Source organism: Polaribacter sargassicola, from assembly GCF_021991835.1.
Taxonomy (GTDB): Bacteria; Bacteroidota; Bacteroidia; order Flavobacteriales; family Flavobacteriaceae; genus Polaribacter; species Polaribacter sargassicola.
The window spans coordinates 78,514-95,253 of sequence record NZ_JAHDAU010000001.1 but is presented as its reverse complement, the minus strand read 5'-3'; the positions used below and the strand labels follow the sequence as shown (position 1 = coordinate 95,253).

The following is a 16,740-nucleotide window of genomic DNA, read 5'->3' as shown; positions in this document are numbered from 1 at the left end:
GGAGGAATTAAAATAATTTGTTGAAGAGGTAATTTATTACATAATTGTGGACACGTAATAGAAAAAGTTGATTTTAAAAAAGATGGGGGATTTTTTTAATTTTAGTTTAATTATTTTAAGCTTGATTCTTTTTCTATAGTGTCCTTTTTTTTAATTTTATAACAAAAAAGGATAACAAATCAATGTTATCCTTTTTTAGTTAAATTATTTTCTTAGCAGAAAATCTTTTAAATCTTGATAAGATGCTGCTTTTATGGCAACTTTTTTATTGCTAATTACTTTTTGTATTTGAGTAGGAATTTCAACTTTTACAGGCAAAGTCTCTTCAACTACATCTAAAAACTTAACAGGATGAGCAGTTTCTAAAAACACACCAAATTCGTTGTCTTTTAATCCATATTTTTTTAATCCTAAATAACCAACGGCACCATGAGGGTCTGCAACATAACCAGAATTGTTGTAGATTTCTTTCATTGTTTCTTTGGTAGCGTCATCAGAAAAGCTATAAGAAGAAAAAGCACTTTTAAGAGTTTCTAAATCATTGTTAAATAACTCTTGTATTCTAATAAAGTTACTTGGGTTACCAACATCCATTGCATTAGAAATAGTAGCTTTAGATGGCTTTGGCTTGTAAACACCGTCTATTAAGTAATTAGGAACTGTATCATTTACATTAGTTGAAGCAACAAAATGCTTAATTGGTAAGCCTAGTTTTTGAGCCATAATTCCGGCGCATATATTTCCAAAATTCCCACTAGGAACAGAGAAAATTAAGTCTTTATTTTTTTGATGTAATTCTTTATAAGCAAAGAAAAAGTAAAACATTTGTGGTAGCCATCTAGCAACATTTATAGAGTTTGCAGAGGTTAAAGTTCTTGTAATCTCTTCATCTAAAAAAGCGGTTTTTACCATTTCTTGACAGTCGTCAAAAACTCCATCTACTTCTAAAGCTGTAATGTTTTGCCCTAAAGTTGTTAATTGTTTTTCTTGAATATCACTTACTTTACCAGAAGGATATAAAATAACTACATTTACACCTTTTGCACCTAAAAAACCGTTTGCAACTGCGCCGCCAGTATCTCCAGAAGTAGCTACTAAAACAGTAACTTCATCATCTTTATCTTGATTAAAATACTCTAAGCATTTTGCCATAAATTTTGCACCAACATCTTTAAATGCCATAGTTGGGCCGTGAAATAACTCTAAAGAAGCAATATTATCGTCAACTTTTACTAAAGGAAAATCAAAAGAAACCGTTTCTGCAACTATTTCTTTTAGCTTATCAGCAGGAATTTCATCACCTACAAATTGTTTAATGGCTTCGTATGCAATTTCATGATTAGAATAATCAGAAATATTATCGATAAAATCTTTTGATAAAGGAGTAATGCTTTCTGGAAAGTAGATTCCTCTATCTTTTGCTAAACCTTGAACAACTGCATTTTTAAAAGTTGATTTTGGTGATTTATGATGTAAACTATAGTAGTTCATTTTTTTTGATTTTAATTTAGTTATCTGTACATTTTTGTTTCTAAAAAGTTACGATAACATATATAAACATATTGTTATATCTAGTTATTTTTTTAGAGAAGACGTACTAATACTTTTTTATTTACTTTCAATTATTTTTGTACCCTCGTTATTTACTTTTGATGTAAACATTTCAAAGGCAATACCTGTGTTTTTATAACTTTCTTTAATGTTTTTATAAACTTCTTCTGCAACTTCCTCTCCTTTGCAAAGGGCAAAAATTGTAGGTCCAGAACCGCTTATTCCAGCCCCTAAAGCTCCTGCTTTTAATGCTGCATTTTTTACATCATCAAAATGTGGAATTAAGGTTTTTCTTACGGGTTCTACAATAATGTCTACTAAAGAATTACCGATCAATTCGTAATTATTAGCATACAAACCTGCAATTAATCCACCAACATTTGCCCATTGTGTAACAGCGTCTTTTAGTGCTATTTTGGTAGGTAAAACATCTCTTGCGTCTTTTGTTTTTACTTCAATCTGCGGATGTATGGCTACAACTCTTAGCTCACTAGGTACTGGTAGTTTTACAATTTCTAAAGGTTGGTAACTTCTAATTAAAACAAATCCGCCGTAAACAGCAGCAGCAACATTGTCTGCAATTGGTGTTCCGCAAGCAACTTCTTCGCCAAACATGGCAAATTTAGTTAGTTCTAATTCAGAATAAATATTGCCTAATAATTGATTTGCACCAAAAGCAGCACCTGCAGCACTTGCGGCAGAGCTTCCTAAGCCACTTCCGGGAGAAAAGCCTTTATGGATTGTTAGTTCTATACCGAAATCAGCATTAGTTTCATTTAATATTTTTTTAACTACAGCACTTGCGGCATTTTTATCAACATCATAAGTTAAATTTGCGCCAGTTATGTTAGTTATTTTAACTCCTTTTTCTGCAGTTTTGGTAAATGTCATTTCATCTCCAATAGCATCAACTGCAAAGCCGAGAGAATCGAATCCGCAAGAAACATTAGCAACGGTTGCTGGAGCAAATATTTTTAAATAATTCATAATTTTAGTTTCGTGTATTTAGTCTTTTTTAATTTCAATTTATGTGTCTATGAAATATGAAGATTAAATACTTTTTTATTTTAAATTATTATTGATTTGCAATTCTAATTACATCAGCAAAAATACCAGAAGCAGTAACATCTGCACCTGCACCTGCACCTTTTATTAATAACGGATTTTCTGGATATCTGTCTGTAAAAAATAATACAATATTATCGCTACCTTCTAAGTTGTAAAAAGGATGGTCTGATGGGATATGTTGTAAGCCAACATTTGCTTTTCCATCAACAAATTCTGCAACGTATTTTAATCTACAGTCTTTATCATTAGCTTCTTTAAATATATTTTGAAAATGAGCTTCGTTTTTAGTTAAAGATGCATAAAAATCTTCATTATTATCTGTTTTTAAACTGTCTTCAGGTAAAAATGCATTTTTATCAATATCTTCTAACTCCATTTTATAACCGCTTTCTCTGGCTAAAATTAAAATTTTTCTAGCAACATCAACTCCGCTTAAGTCAATTTTTGGATCTGGTTCTGTATATCCTTCTTTTTGTGCAGCCGCAACAACATCGTGGAAAGTTGTGTTTGCGTTAAAATTATTAAAAACAAAATTTAAACTACCAGATAAAACAGCCTGAATTTTGTTAACTCTATCACCAGAATTAATTAAATTTTTAAGAGTGTCAATAATTGGTAAGCCTGCACCAACGTTAGTTTCAAACAAGAAAGAAGCGTTGTATTTTCTAGAAAGGTGTTTTAGGTTTTTGTAATTATCAAAATTAGAAGCACATGCTATTTTATTACATGTAACAACAGAAATGCTACTTCTTAAGTACTTTTCGTAAATTTCTGAAACTTGCTGATTTGCAGTATTATCTACAAATACGCTATTTATATGATTGCTGTGTTTTACTCTGCTATGAAATCTTTCTAAAGTTGTTGGTTCTCCGTTTTCTAAAGATTCTTTCCAATTTTCTAGATCGATACCTTCGTTATCAAAAAACATTTTTCTAGAATTAGCAATCCCGATAACTCTAATGTTTAGTTTTAGGTTTTCTTTTAAAAACTGATTTTGTTGATGAATTTGGGCTAAAAATTGTTCGCCAACATTACCAACACCTGTTACAAATAAGTTTAACTGTTTTGTTTTTTCTTCAAAAAACTGCTCATGTAAAGTATTTAAAGCTTTTTCTGCATCGTATTTATTAATTACTGCAGAAATATTTTTTTCTGATGAACCTTGTGCAATGGCTCTAACATTTACATTATTTCTACCAAGAGCGCTAAACATTTGTCCGCTTAATCCTTGGTAATCTTTCATGCTTTCTCCAACCACAGCTATAATAGCTAGGTCGTTTTCTATAATAACTGGTTTTATTTTTTTGTTTTCTATTTCTCTATTAAAAGTTTCATCTAAAAGCTCTTTTGCTTTTGTAGAGTCATTTTCGTAAACACCAACACAAATTGAGTGTTCTGAAGATGCTTGAGTTATAAAAACAACATTAATTTTTGCGATAGAAAGTGTTTCGAATAAACGTTTAGAAAAACCAGGAATACCAATCATTCCACCACCTTCTAGAGTAATTAGGCTAATATCTTCTATGTGAGAAATCCCTTTTACCTCATTAGTGTTTTCTGGATCGTTACAAATTAATGTTCCAAAAATCTCTGGTTCAAAAGTATTTTTAATTAAAATAGGAATTTCTTTTCTTAAAGCTGGTTGAATTGTTGGTGGATATAAAACTTTGGCTCCAAAATGAGACAATTCCATAGCTTCTTCATAAGAAATTTGCGAAATAGGGTATGCTTGTTTTACAACTCTTGGGTTTGCAGTATACATACCACTAACATCTGTCCAAATTTGTAATTCATCAGCATCTAAAGCGGCAGCATAAATAGCAGCTGTAAAATCAGAACCACCTCTACCTAATGTAGTTGTTTCTTTTGATGGATTAGAAGAGATAAAACCACCTAAAACAGTAACTTGATGTTTGTTTTCTTTAAAGTAAGAAGCAATGTTTGCATTGGTAGCTTCAAAATTTACTTGTGCATTTAAATAGTCGTTATTTGTAATAACTAAATCTCTACTATCTTTATGTGTTGTGTTAAATAATTCATTTGCTGCATTAGCAATAATGTAAGAAGAAAGCCTTTCTCCAAAGCTAGAAACTTTGGCCAAGGTTTTGTCTGATAATTCTTGTAATAAGTAAATACCTTCGTAAACAGAAGTTAAAGTATTAAATAGTGTATTAACTTCATTTATTACCTCCTCTTTATTTTTAGTGATTAATTTTTCAATAACCTCTAAGTGTAATTTTTTTATGTTTTCTAAAATTTCTTTAGAAGAGTTGATGTCTTTTAGGGCTTCATCTGCACCTAATAAAAGATTATTAGTTGTTTTGCCAAATGCAGAAACTACTACTGCTATTTTATATTTTTTAGAAGCAGATTCAACAATTGCTAAGACTTTTTGTATGTTTTCTGAGTTTGCGACAGACGAACCGCCAAATTTTAATACTTTCATTTTTAATGAATAGTTTTGTAATTTAATATTTTGTTGAGTTTATCTCTTTTGCTGTAAGAGACAATAATGTAACCTAGGGTGATATAAATATAGTAAACCCCTAAAGGGTAATTGTTGTAGTTGTGCAAATAATTGTGCGCATAGAAGTACAATCTACATTTGTAGTTGCTGAAGAATTGATATGTGTATTAGATAAAATCACAAAGCAAAAATAACAGTATTATTTAATTTAAAAACTTTTAATTGTGATTATTTCATGTTTTTAACTAATTTATGTAAAATTGTTTAAAATAAGTTGTTTTAATTGTTGATTTTACTTTGTTTGTTGGGTTTATTTATTTTTTCTTTAATAATTAAAGCAATCGGTTTGTTTTGTATTTTACTTTCTAACCAAGATAGTATGTCTAAGTACAAAAAGGCTCTTTTTTCATAAGGATGATTTTCGAAGACTTTTAACTTTGCGTGAATTTTTTTAAACTCATTTTTAATTTCATGCGGAAAAACATCACTCAAATCTCTAATTGAAGTTAAAAATACTTTTTGAACAGCTTGTAGGTTTTCCATTTTTAGTAAAAACTTATAAGTATCTACAAACTGTCTTTCTAAATCATAATCTAAACCACATTCGTAATGTGCAATTAAATTTAAAATACGTGCAAAACATTGTAGATCTTCTGCAGAACCAATGTTTTTAGATTTTATTATTTTTTGTAAATAAAAAATACATTCTTTGTTTTTGCCCATACCAAAGTATAAGCAGGCAATTTTATAATATAATAGAACTATAAAATGATTGTCTAATCTATTTTTATATTGTTCAATTTTATTATTAATTTCATCAACTAAGTATTCTCCTTTTTCAAAAGAACCTTCTAAAAAGTGTAAATGAAGTTTGTTGGTGTACAAATACAGAAAAATTAATAACTCTGTATTAGTATTCATTGTAATTTCTTTGTTTTCTATTTCCGATTCAAAAATGGCAAGTTCCTTTTTAAAAATATTTATTTTTTTAACTAAAAAAGAAGCTTCTAATAAGTAGTTTTTAGATTTTAAATAAAAAACAGGATGTAAAAGAATAAGTTTTGGTGTTTCAAATAAATCTACACATTTACGAGCGTATTTGTAACTCAGTAAAAAATCTTGAACTAAAAAACTATGCCATAAATGCGCTTTGTAAAGCCAAAGTTTTTCTCTAAAACCTAGGGTTTTATAGTGGTATTTGGGCATTCTGTCATTAAAATATTTGTCTACAAATTTTAGTTCTTTTTTATTTTTTACATATCCATTTTGTATTAAATGGCTGTATAGTTGTAAAGATAAATTAGAAAGTTTGCTAGCAATTACATTTTGCTGGCTAAGTTCTTTAGCTTCAATAGATAATTGGTCTGCTCTGTTGCTTAAACTTCTTGTAATGTATTGTGTTTCAATAACCTTTTCTAGTTCTACAATGTCGTAAGCAATGTTTTTTTCTTCATTATCTAAAGCCATGTGTTTGGCTTTTTCTAATAGTTTTAAGCTTTGTTTATATAAACCTTTTTGATATAATACCGTTGCAAAATCTAACTGTTCTCTAATTTGAATTCTAAGGTTTTTATGAGCAGGATTTAATCGTAAACTAATTAAGATTTGTTTGTATAAGTGTGCCTTTAAATTAGATAATTGTTGTTTAGAAACAATACCGCTTCCAATAATTACTTTTTCATCGTAAGTTTTTAGTTTTTCTAAAAACTTAAATAAAGAAAAGAATTTAGCATCAACATTACCACCTAATCTACCTACATATAAATTAAATTGTCTTTTTTCAGATTTGGTTAAAGATTTAATTAATACAAAAAGAGAATCATTTTGTTGATTGGCTGATGTAACGCTTTTACTCATAAAACACTAATAATTAGGTACTTGTATTTTCTTTAATGATATTAGAAATCGTACGGATTGGTAAAAATAACGAATTATTTTAATCTCTATATATACATTTGATTTTTAAATAGATAATCTTTACAAAAAGTATGCAAGATAACAAGGTACAAATTTTTGACACAACATTAAGAGACGGAGAGCAAGTTCCTGGATGTAAGCTAGATACTAAACAGAAATTAGTAATTGCAGAGAGGTTAGATTTGTTGGGCGTAAATGTTATTGAAGCTGGTTTTCCGGTTTCTAGCCCTGGTGATTTTAATTCTGTTGAAGAGATTTCAAAAATTGTAAAAAACGCAACTGTTTGTGGTTTAACAAGAGCTGTAGAAAACGATATTAAAATTGCTGCAGAAGCTTTAAAATATGCAAATCATCCAAGAATTCATACAGGAATTGGTACAAGTGATTCTCATATACAGTTTAAATTTAATTCAACAAGAGAAAAAGTTATAGAAAGAGCGGTCAAAGCAGTTTCTTACGCTAAGTCTTTTGTAGAAGATGTAGAGTTCTATGCAGAAGATGCTGGTAGAACAGATAATGAATTTCTTGCAAGAGTTTGCGAAGCTGTTATTAAGGCAGGTGCAACTGTTTTAAATATACCAGATACTACAGGATATTGTTTACCAGAAGAATATGGTGCTAAAATGAAATATTTACGTGAAAACGTAAAAGGTATAGAGAATGTAATACTTTCTTGTCATTGTCATAACGATTTAGGTATGGCAACTGCTAATTCTATAGCAGGTGTTATAAATGGAGCTCGTCAAATAGAGTGTACTATTAATGGTATAGGAGAAAGAGCAGGTAATACAGCTTTAGAAGAAGTAGTTATGGTATTAAAACAACATCCGTACTTAAATTTAGAAACTAGTGTTAATACAAAATTATTGTATGATACAAGTATTATGGTAAGAGAAAGTATGGGTATGCCTGTACAACCTAATAAAGCTATTGTTGGTGCAAATGCTTTTGCTCATAGTTCTGGTATTCATCAAGATGGAGTTATAAAAAATAGGGAAACTTATGAAATTATGGATCCAGAAGATGTTGGTGTTACAGAAAGTGCAATTGTATTAACAGCAAGAAGTGGTAGAGCTGCTTTGGCTTATAGGTCAAAAAAGATTGGTTACGAGTTAACAAAAGTACAATTAGATTTAGCTTATGATGCTTTCTTAAACACTGCGGATAAACAAAAGGAAGTAAAAGATGAAGATATTCATGTTATAATGAAAGAAGTAAATAAGTCATCTAAGATAGCAATGGCGTAACAAAATCTTTGCTTTTTTCTTATGAGTATTTTATCAGTATTTTTTAAGAATGCTTAAAAAATAAATAATTATCTTTGATTAGATATTAACTCACTAGAAGATTATAATGAAATACACAATTGCTGTTATACCTGGAGATGGAATTGGACCTGAAGTAATTGATCAAGCAAAAAAAGCTTTAGATGCCATTGCTGAGGTTTATGATCATATTTTTCTATATAAAGAAGCGCAGTTAGGAGCTTGTGCAATTGAAGAAAAAGGAGATCCATTGCCTAAAGAAACAATAGAGATTTGTAAAAATGCAGATGCAGTTTTATTTGGAGCAATTGGAGATTTAAAGTACGATAATAATCCGTCAGCTAAAGTAAGACCAGAACAAGGTCTTTTACGTTTAAGAAAAGAGTTAGGCTTGTTTTGTAATGTTAGACCTATAAAGGTTTACGATAAATTAATAAAAAATTCTCCATTTAAAAAAGAAATCATATCAGGTACAGATATTGTTATTTTTAGAGAGTTAACTAGTGGTATTTATTTTGGAAAAAAAGAATTAAGTGATGATGGACAATCTGCACTTGATAGTTGTACTTATTCTGTAGAAGAAATTTCTAGAGTAGCACATTTAGCATTTCAAGCAGCGCAAGGAAGAAAAAAGAAAGTAACTTTAATAGATAAAGCTAATGTTTTGGTAACTTCTCGTTTATGGAGAAAAACAGTTACAGAAATAGCAAAAGAATATAAAGATGTTTCTTTAGACTTTTTATATGTTAACAATGCAGCTGTTCAAATTCTTTTAAACCCAAAATCTTTTGATGTTATTTTAACAACCAATTTATTTGGAGATATTATTTCTGATGAAGCAAGTGTGTTTAGTGGTTCTGTAGGTTTATTAGCATCTTCTTCTATAGGAGAAAAAAATGCCTTGTTCGAGCCTATTCATGGTTCGTATCCAGAAGCAAAAGGTAAAGATATTGCAAACCCGTTAGCATCAATTCTTTCTGTGGCAATGCTTTTAGAGCATTTAGGTTTGTTAGAAGAGGCAGACGCTGTAGAAAGAGCTGTAGAAAAATCTTTAGATTTAGGAATTACAACAGAAGATATAAAAGGTAAAAATCAATATGCAGCATCAACATCAAAAGTAGGGCATTTTATTGCTGATTATATTGCACACCAAGATGATAGTAATATGAATTTTAAGAATATTCATATGGGACAAAGTACTATTATCTAAAAATAAATTATTACTTATTTGGATTTTAAAATTTTAAATTCAGATATTTGACACAATAAAATGAAAAAACAATTTTTAAATATTATTTCTATTGTCGTTGTCATCGTAATTATTACGATATGATGAGGAAGTGATATTTATACCATAAATTTTAAAATAGAACCTTCCTGTTAAATGGAAGGTTTTTTTATGAATTTATTTTAGCACTTGAATGTCATAATTAAAAGTACTTAAAAACTTGTTTTTTAAGTGTTTATGTGTTTTTTTTAACACGTGGATTTAAATGATGATATTTAATTTTATTCAATAGAAATAGAGAAACATAGTAATTTAGTCAAACAATTGAACAAAACCTTAAATGAAACTAAACAAACACAGTAGCAGATTAACACAAGATGAATCTCAGCCAGCATCACAAGCAATGTTGTACGCGGTAGGTTTAACTGATGAAGACATGCAAAAAGCGCAAGTAGGTATTGCGAGTACTGGTTATGATGGTAACCCTTGTAATATGCATTTAAATAATTTGGCAGCAGAGGTCAAGGTAGAAAGTAAAATTGCAGGTTTAGTCGGTTTAGGATTTAATACAATTGGGGTTTCAGATGGTATTTCTATGGGAACTTCTGGTATGAATTATTCATTAGCATCAAGAGATATTATAGCAGATTCTATAGAAACTGTAATGAACGCTCAAAGTTACGATGCATTAGTAGCTGTAGTTGGTTGTGATAAAAATATGCCAGGAGCTGTAATTTCAATGTTACGTTTAAACCGCCCATCAATTATGATGTATGGAGGTACAATTGCATCTGGTAATTATAAAGGAAAAAAATTAAACGTAGTTTCTGCTTTTGAAGCTTTAGGACAAAAAGTAGCAGGAGAAATAGATGAAGAAGAATATAGAGAAATTATAAAAAGAGCAATTCCGGGAGCAGGAGCTTGTGGAGGAATGTATACAGCAAATACAATGGCTTCAGCTATAGAATGTATGGGTTTTGCATTGCCGTATAACTCTTCTATTCCGGCAGAAAACCCTAATAAATTATCTGAAGCAGAAAGAACAGCTTTAGCAATTAAAAATTTATTAGAGTTAGATTTAAAACCATTAGATATTATCTCTAAAAAATCTTTAGAAAACGCAATTGCATTGGTAAATGCTTTAGGAGGTTCTACAAACGCAGTATTACACTTTTTAGCAATTGCACATGCAGCAGATATAGAGTTTACTTTAGAAGATTTTCAAAGAGTTTCAGACAGAACTCCATTAATTGCAGATTTAAAACCATCTGGTAAATATTTAATGGAAGATGTTCATGGAGTTGGAGGAACACCTGCAATTATGAAATATTTGTTAGAAAATGGATATTTATATGGAGACTGTATGACAGTTACAGGTAAAACGTTAGCCGAAAATTTAGCAGATGTAAAAGCAATGGAATTTGAAGACCAAGATGTCATCTTTCCTAAAGATAAAGCATTAAAATCGTCTGGAAATTTACAGATTTTATACGGAAATTTAGCAGAAGAAGGAGCTGTTGCAAAAATTTCTGGAAACGAAGGTTTATTATTTGAAGGTAAAGCTGTGGTTTATGATGGAGAACAAGCAGCAAATACAGGTATTTCTAACGGTGAAGTAGAAAGAGGAGATGTAGTTGTTATTAGATACGTTGGGCCAAAAGGAGGACCAGGAATGCCAGAAATGTTAAAACCAACTTCATTAATTATGGGAGCAGGTTTAGGTAAATCTGTAGCATTAATTACAGATGGTCGTTTTTCTGGAGGTACTCACGGTTTTGTCGTAGGACATATTACTCCAGAAGCGCAAAATGGAGGAGCAATAGGGCTTATAGAAACTGGAGATAAGATTAGAATTAGTGCAGAAGACAATTCTATAAATGTTTTAATTTCTGATGAAGAATTAGCAGAAAGAAAAGCAAAATGGGTTGCACCAGCATTAAAGCATAAAAAAGGAATTTTATACAAATACGCAAAAACAGTAGCATCAGCATCAAAAGGATGTGTTACTGATGCTTAATATTATATTGATATGGATACACAAACCATAAAAAACAACGATGCTTCAAAAAAGATAACAGAACGTATTTCTGGTAGTGAGGCAATAGTGAGGTGCTTAATAGAAGAAGATGCAAATATAATTTACGGATATCCTGGAGGAGCAATTATGCCAGTTTATGACGAGTTATATAAATATCAAGATAAAATTCATCACGTTTTAACACGTCATGAGCAAGGAGCAACGCATTCTGCACAAGGTTATGCAAGAATTTCTGGTAAAGTAGGTGTTGCAATGGCAACTTCTGGGCCAGGAGCAACCAATTTAATTACTGGTATTGCAGATGCGCAAATAGATTCTACGCCATTAGTATGTATTACAGGGCAAGTATTTTCACACTTATTAGGTTCAGATGCTTTTCAAGAAACAGATATTGTTGGTATTTCTACACCAGTTACAAAATGGAATTGTCAAGTAACAAAAGCAGAAGATATTCCAGCTGCAATTGCTAAAGCATTCTATATTGCAAAAAGCGGAAGACCAGGGCCTGTTTTAATAGATATAACAAAAGATGCTCAGTTAGAAGAATTCGATTTTTCTTATGAAAAATGTACAAAAATAAGAAGTTATAATCCTGTGCCAGAAACAGATGTTTCCTCTGTAAAAGCAGCAGCAAAATTAATTAATGGAGCAAAAAAACCATTAATTGTTTGGGGGCAAGGAGTTATTTTAAGTGAGGCAGAAACACAGTTAAAGGCTGTAATAGAAAAAGCTGGTATTCCTGCAGCTTGGACAATTTTAGGAGCTTCTGCAATTCCTACTTCACATCCGTTAAATGTTGGTATGGTTGGTATGCATGGTAATTATGCACCAAATAAATTAACAAATGAATGTGATGTTTTAATAGCAATCGGTATGCGATTTGATGATCGTGTAACAGGTAGTTTATCTACTTATGCAACACAAGCCAAAGTAATTCACTTTGAAATTGACCCTGCAGAAATTGATAAAAATGTAAAAACTGATATTGCTGTTTTGGGTGATGCAAAGGCAAGTTTAGAGTTATTATTGCCTTTATTAAATGAAACAAAGCATTCAGATTGGCTTCAAGAATTTAAAGACTTGTATGCTATAGAATATGAAAAGGTAATTAAAGACGATTTATATCCTACAAAAGAAGGAATTACAATGGGTGAGGTTTTAAAGGAAATCAACATTCAAAGTAAAGGAAATGCTGCAATTGTTAGTGATGTTGGTCAGCATCAAATGATTGCTTGTAGATATGCAGATTTTAATGTAACAAAAAGTAATATAACCTCTGGTGGTTTAGGTACAATGGGGTTTGGTTTACCGGCAGCAATTGGTGCAAAAATGGCAGCGCCAGAAAGAGAAGTAGTTTCTATTTCTGGTGATGGAGGTTACCAAATGACTATTCAAGAATTGGGTACTATTTTTCAGCAAAAAGCAGCTGTAAAAGTGGTGGTTTTAAATAACGACTTTTTAGGGATGGTACGTCAATGGCAACAATTGTTTTTTGATAAACGTTATGCATCAACAGAAATGGTAAACCCAAATTTTGTAGCAATTGCAGAAGGTTATTATATCAAAGCTAAAAAAGTTACAAAACGAGAAGAATTGGCTGACGCTGTTGCAGAAATGATAGCAAGTAAAGAAGCATATTTTTTAGAAGTTTGTGTAGAGAAAGAGGATAATGTGTTTCCAATGATCCCTACAGGAGCAAGTGTTTCAGATATAAGATTAGAATAAGATGAGTACAGAAAAAGAGTTATTTACTATATCAGTTTATACTGAAAATAATATTGGATTGTTGAATAGGATTTCAGCAATTTTCCAAAGAAGACACATCAATATAGAAAGTTTAAATATTTCTCCATCAGAAATAGAAAATGTATCTAGATTTACAATTGTAGCAAATATGATTGAGGTTGATGTGAGAAAGATTATTGGGCAAATAGAAAAACAAGTAGAGGTTATTAAGGCTTATTACCATACGTTAGATCAGGTTATCTATCAAATATCTGGTTTATTTAAAATAAAGTCTGAGCTTTTGTTCGAAGAACGTCAAATACAGAATATAATTAAAGAAAGTAACGCAAGAATTGTTACTGTAAATAAAGAGTTTTTTGTTCTAGAAAAATCAGGAAAAAAAGAAGAAATAGCAGATTTATACGATGCATTAAGCGTTTATGGTATTATGCAATATACACGTTCTGGTCTTATAGCAGTAACAAAAGACGAAATGAAAATTTCATCATTATTAGAATCATACAATAACTAAATAAATAAAAATGTCAAATTATTTTAACACGTTAACATTAAGAGGGAAATTAGAGCAATTAGGAAAGTGTCGTTTTATGGATGCTTCAGAATTTGAAGATGGAGTAGAAGCATTAAAAGGAAAGAAAATTGTTATTGTAGGTTGTGGAGCTCAAGGTTTAAACCAAGGTTTAAATATGAGAGATTCTGGATTAGATATTTCTTATACACTAAGACAGGCAGCAATAGATCAAAAAAGAGAATCTTATATAAATGCAACTTCTAATGGATTTACGGTAGGTACATATGAAGAATTATTACCAACTGCAGATTTAGTAATTAATTTAACACCAGATAAGCAACACACAAATGTTGTAAAAGCTATAATGCCTTTAATGAAAAAAGGAGCAACATTATCGTATTCTCACGGTTTTAATATTGTAGAAGAAGGAATGCAAATTCGTGAAGATTTAACGGTTATTATGGTAGCACCAAAATCTCCAGGATCTGAAGTAAGAGAAGAATATAAAAGAGGGTTTGGTGTACCAACATTAACGGCTGTTCACCCAGAGAATGATCCAGAAGGTAAAGGTTGGGCACAAGCAAAAGCATATGCGGTTGCAACTGGTGGTCATAAAGCAGGTGTTTTAGAATCTTCTTTTGTTGCAGAGGTAAAATCTGATTTAATGGGAGAGCAAACTATTTTATGTGGTTTGTTACAAACAGGAGCAATTTTATCTTTTGATAAAATGGTAGAAGAAGGAATTGAGCCAGGTTATGCTGCAAAATTAATTCAATACGGTTGGGAAACTGTTACAGAAGCTTTAAAGCACGGAGGAATTACAAATATGATGGACAGATTGTCTAATCCTGCAAAAATTGAAGCTTTTAAGATATCTGAAGAGTTAAAAGAAATTATGCGTCCGTTGTTTCAAAAACATATGGATGATATTATGACTGGTCATTTCTCTAAAACAATGATGGAAGATTGGGCTAATGATGATAAAAACTTATTAACTTGGAGAGCAGCAACTGGTGAAACGGCTTTTGAAAAACAAGAAATAACTACAGATGAAATTCCAGAACAAGAATATTTTGATCATGGAACTTTATTAGTTGCTTTTGTAAGAGCTGGTGTAGAATTAGCTTTTGAAGCAATGACTGATTCTGGTATTATTGCAGCATCTGCATATTATGAGTCTTTACATGAAACTCCTTTAATTGCAAACACAATTGCACGTAAAAAATTATATGAAATGAATCGTGTAATTTCTGATACAGCAGAGTACGGTTGTTATTTATTTGATCATGCTTGTAAGCCTTTATTAACTGATTTTATGAAAACAGTTTCTACAAATGTTATTGGTAAATCATTTAGTTCAGAAAATGGAGTTGATAATCAAGAATTAATTAAAGTTAATGATATTATTAGAAATCATCCTGTAGAAATTGTTGGTGCAAAATTAAGAGCATCTATGACTGCAATGAAGGTGATAAAATCAGCTTAATTTAAATAAATATTTTAATAAAAAGGAGAGTTAACTTTTATAGAAGTATTACTTTTCCCTAAAGTAGAGTTAAAAACCTATTAGATTATTTAATCTAATAGGTTTTCTTTTTACATTTGAACAATGCAAACAAAACAAAAATATTTCCCGACTTTAGAGAGTGTTAAAGCTGCTGCAGAAAATTTAAAAGGTGTTGTTTCTAAAACTCCACTAAATAAAAATTTTGGTCTTTCTAAAGAATTAAGCGCAACAATTTTATTTAAAAGAGAAGATTTACAGGTTGTTAGGTCGTATAAAATTAGAGGTGCATTTAATAAAATGTTGTCTTTAAGTGATGATCAAAAACAAAGAGGAATAGTTTGTGCTAGTGCTGGTAATCATGCGCAAGGTGTTGCTTTATCTTGTAAGTTATTAAAGATAAAAGGCACTATTTTTATGCCTTCTCCAACACCTAATCAGAAAATTAACCAAGTAAAAATGTTTGGGGAAGATTTTATAGAAGTTGTAATTGGAGGAGATACTTTTGATGATGCTTCTGATGCGGCAAAATTGGAGTGTGATTCTAATAATAAAACATTTATTCATCCTTTTGATGATGAAAAAGTAATAGAAGGGCAAGCAACAATTGGTTTAGAAATTTTAGAACAGACAAAAACAAAAATAGATTATGTTTTTGTGCCAATTGGTGGTGGTGGTTTATCATCTGGTTTGTCTTCTGTTTTTAAATATTTATCACCAGAAACAAAAATAATTGGTGTTGAGCCAGCAGGAGCTCCTTCTATGAAAACATCAATTGAAAATAAAAAAAACACCATTTTAGATACAATTGATTCTTTTGTTGATGGAGCAGCAGTTAAAAAAGTAGGAGACTTAAATTTTGCTATTTGTCAGCAAAATTTAACCGAAGTTATAACAGTGCCAGAAGGGAAAATCTGTCAGACAATTTTAGATTTATATAATAAAGATGCAATTGTGGTAGAACCAGCAGGAGCTTTATCTATTGCGGCATTAGATTTTTATGCTGATAAAATTAAAGGTAAAAATGTTGTATGTGTTGTTAGTGGAAGTAATAATGATATAACTAGAACGCCAGAAATAAAAGAAAGGGCTTTGGTTTATGCAAACTTAAAACACTACTTTATTGTAAAGTTTCCTCAAAGGGCAGGAGCGTTAAAAGAATTTGTTGCAGAAATTTTAGGTCCAAATGATGATATTACTCACTTTGAATATACTAAGAAAAACAATAGGGTAAATGGGGCTGCAATTGTTGGTTTAGAATTAAAATTCTCTAAAGACTTAGAACCTTTAATACAAAGGATGAAAGAGAAGAATTTTTATGGAGATTACTTAAATGATAAGCCAGATTTATTTCAGTTCTTAGTATAAATCTTTTAAATGTAATTATTCTGTTTTTTTCATAGTTATTATTGTTATGTGATTTTAAAAATATAATTTTTATAAGA

At 30.4% G+C, this 16,740-nt stretch carries 11 protein-coding genes; 7 read left to right on the top strand and 4 right to left on the bottom strand.

Features of this window, described 5'->3' with window-relative positions; translation table 11 throughout:
- Window positions 1–204: 204 nt before the first annotated feature.
- The 4 genes from thrC to KI686_RS00335 all read right to left on the bottom strand — a co-directional run bounded on the left by thrC (window position 205) and on the right by KI686_RS00335 (window position 6,943).
- Window positions 205–1,491 (bottom strand): threonine synthase, encoded by a 1,287-nt coding sequence (thrC, locus tag KI686_RS00350; protein ID WP_237587238.1) that lies wholly within the window; start codon window positions 1,489–1,491, stop codon window positions 205–207.
- A gap of 117 nt (window positions 1,492–1,608) precedes the next feature.
- Window positions 1,609–2,538 carry a homoserine kinase gene (locus KI686_RS00345; protein WP_237587237.1) on the bottom strand — a complete coding sequence of 310 codons (930 nt, stop codon included), beginning with the start codon at window positions 2,536–2,538 and terminating at the stop codon, window positions 1,609–1,611.
- Between the two features lie 88 nt (window positions 2,539–2,626).
- Window positions 2,627–5,065 (bottom strand): bifunctional aspartate kinase/homoserine dehydrogenase I, encoded by a 2,439-nt coding sequence (thrA, locus tag KI686_RS00340; protein WP_237587236.1) that lies wholly within the window; start codon window positions 5,063–5,065, stop codon window positions 2,627–2,629.
- Between the two features lie 300 nt (window positions 5,066–5,365).
- Complete coding sequence (locus KI686_RS00335; protein ID WP_237587235.1) at window positions 5,366–6,943, bottom strand: hypothetical protein; 1,578 nt, start codon at window positions 6,941–6,943, stop codon at window positions 5,366–5,368.
- A 131-nt stretch (window positions 6,944–7,074) separates the two neighbouring features.
- On the opposite strand from KI686_RS00335, the gene KI686_RS00330 reads away from it, so the two are divergent.
- The 7 genes from KI686_RS00330 (at window position 7,075) to ilvA (ending at window position 16,663) form a co-directional block, all read left to right on the top strand.
- Window positions 7,075–8,250: a 2-isopropylmalate synthase gene (locus KI686_RS00330; RefSeq protein ID WP_237587234.1), complete on the top strand. Its 1,176-nt coding sequence runs from the start codon at window positions 7,075–7,077 to the stop codon at window positions 8,248–8,250.
- A 106-nt stretch (window positions 8,251–8,356) separates the two neighbouring features.
- Entirely contained in the window at window positions 8,357–9,478 is a 1,122-nt protein-coding gene (leuB, locus tag KI686_RS00325; RefSeq protein ID WP_237587233.1) for a 3-isopropylmalate dehydrogenase, read from the top strand.
- Window positions 9,479–9,836: 358 nt separating this feature from the next.
- A complete protein-coding gene (gene ilvD / locus KI686_RS00320) occupies window positions 9,837–11,513 on the top strand; it encodes a dihydroxy-acid dehydratase (RefSeq protein ID WP_237587232.1) in 1,677 nt (558 codons plus the stop codon).
- Between the two features lie 12 nt (window positions 11,514–11,525).
- On the top strand, window positions 11,526–13,259 hold the full coding sequence (gene ilvB, locus KI686_RS00315) for a biosynthetic-type acetolactate synthase large subunit (RefSeq protein WP_237587231.1): 1,734 nt from the start codon (window positions 11,526–11,528) through the stop codon (window positions 13,257–13,259).
- Window position 13,260: 1 nt separating this feature from the next.
- Window positions 13,261–13,791, top strand: coding sequence for an acetolactate synthase small subunit (ilvN, locus tag KI686_RS00310; RefSeq protein ID WP_237587230.1), 531 nt, complete (start codon window positions 13,261–13,263; stop codon window positions 13,789–13,791).
- A gap of 10 nt (window positions 13,792–13,801) precedes the next feature.
- Entirely contained in the window at window positions 13,802–15,277 is a 1,476-nt protein-coding gene (gene ilvC / locus KI686_RS00305) for a ketol-acid reductoisomerase (protein ID WP_237587229.1), read from the top strand.
- Window positions 15,278–15,400: 123 nt separating this feature from the next.
- Complete coding sequence (gene ilvA / locus KI686_RS00300; protein ID WP_237587228.1) at window positions 15,401–16,663, top strand: threonine ammonia-lyase IlvA; 1,263 nt, start codon at window positions 15,401–15,403, stop codon at window positions 16,661–16,663.
- Window positions 16,664–16,740 lie beyond the last annotated feature (77 nt).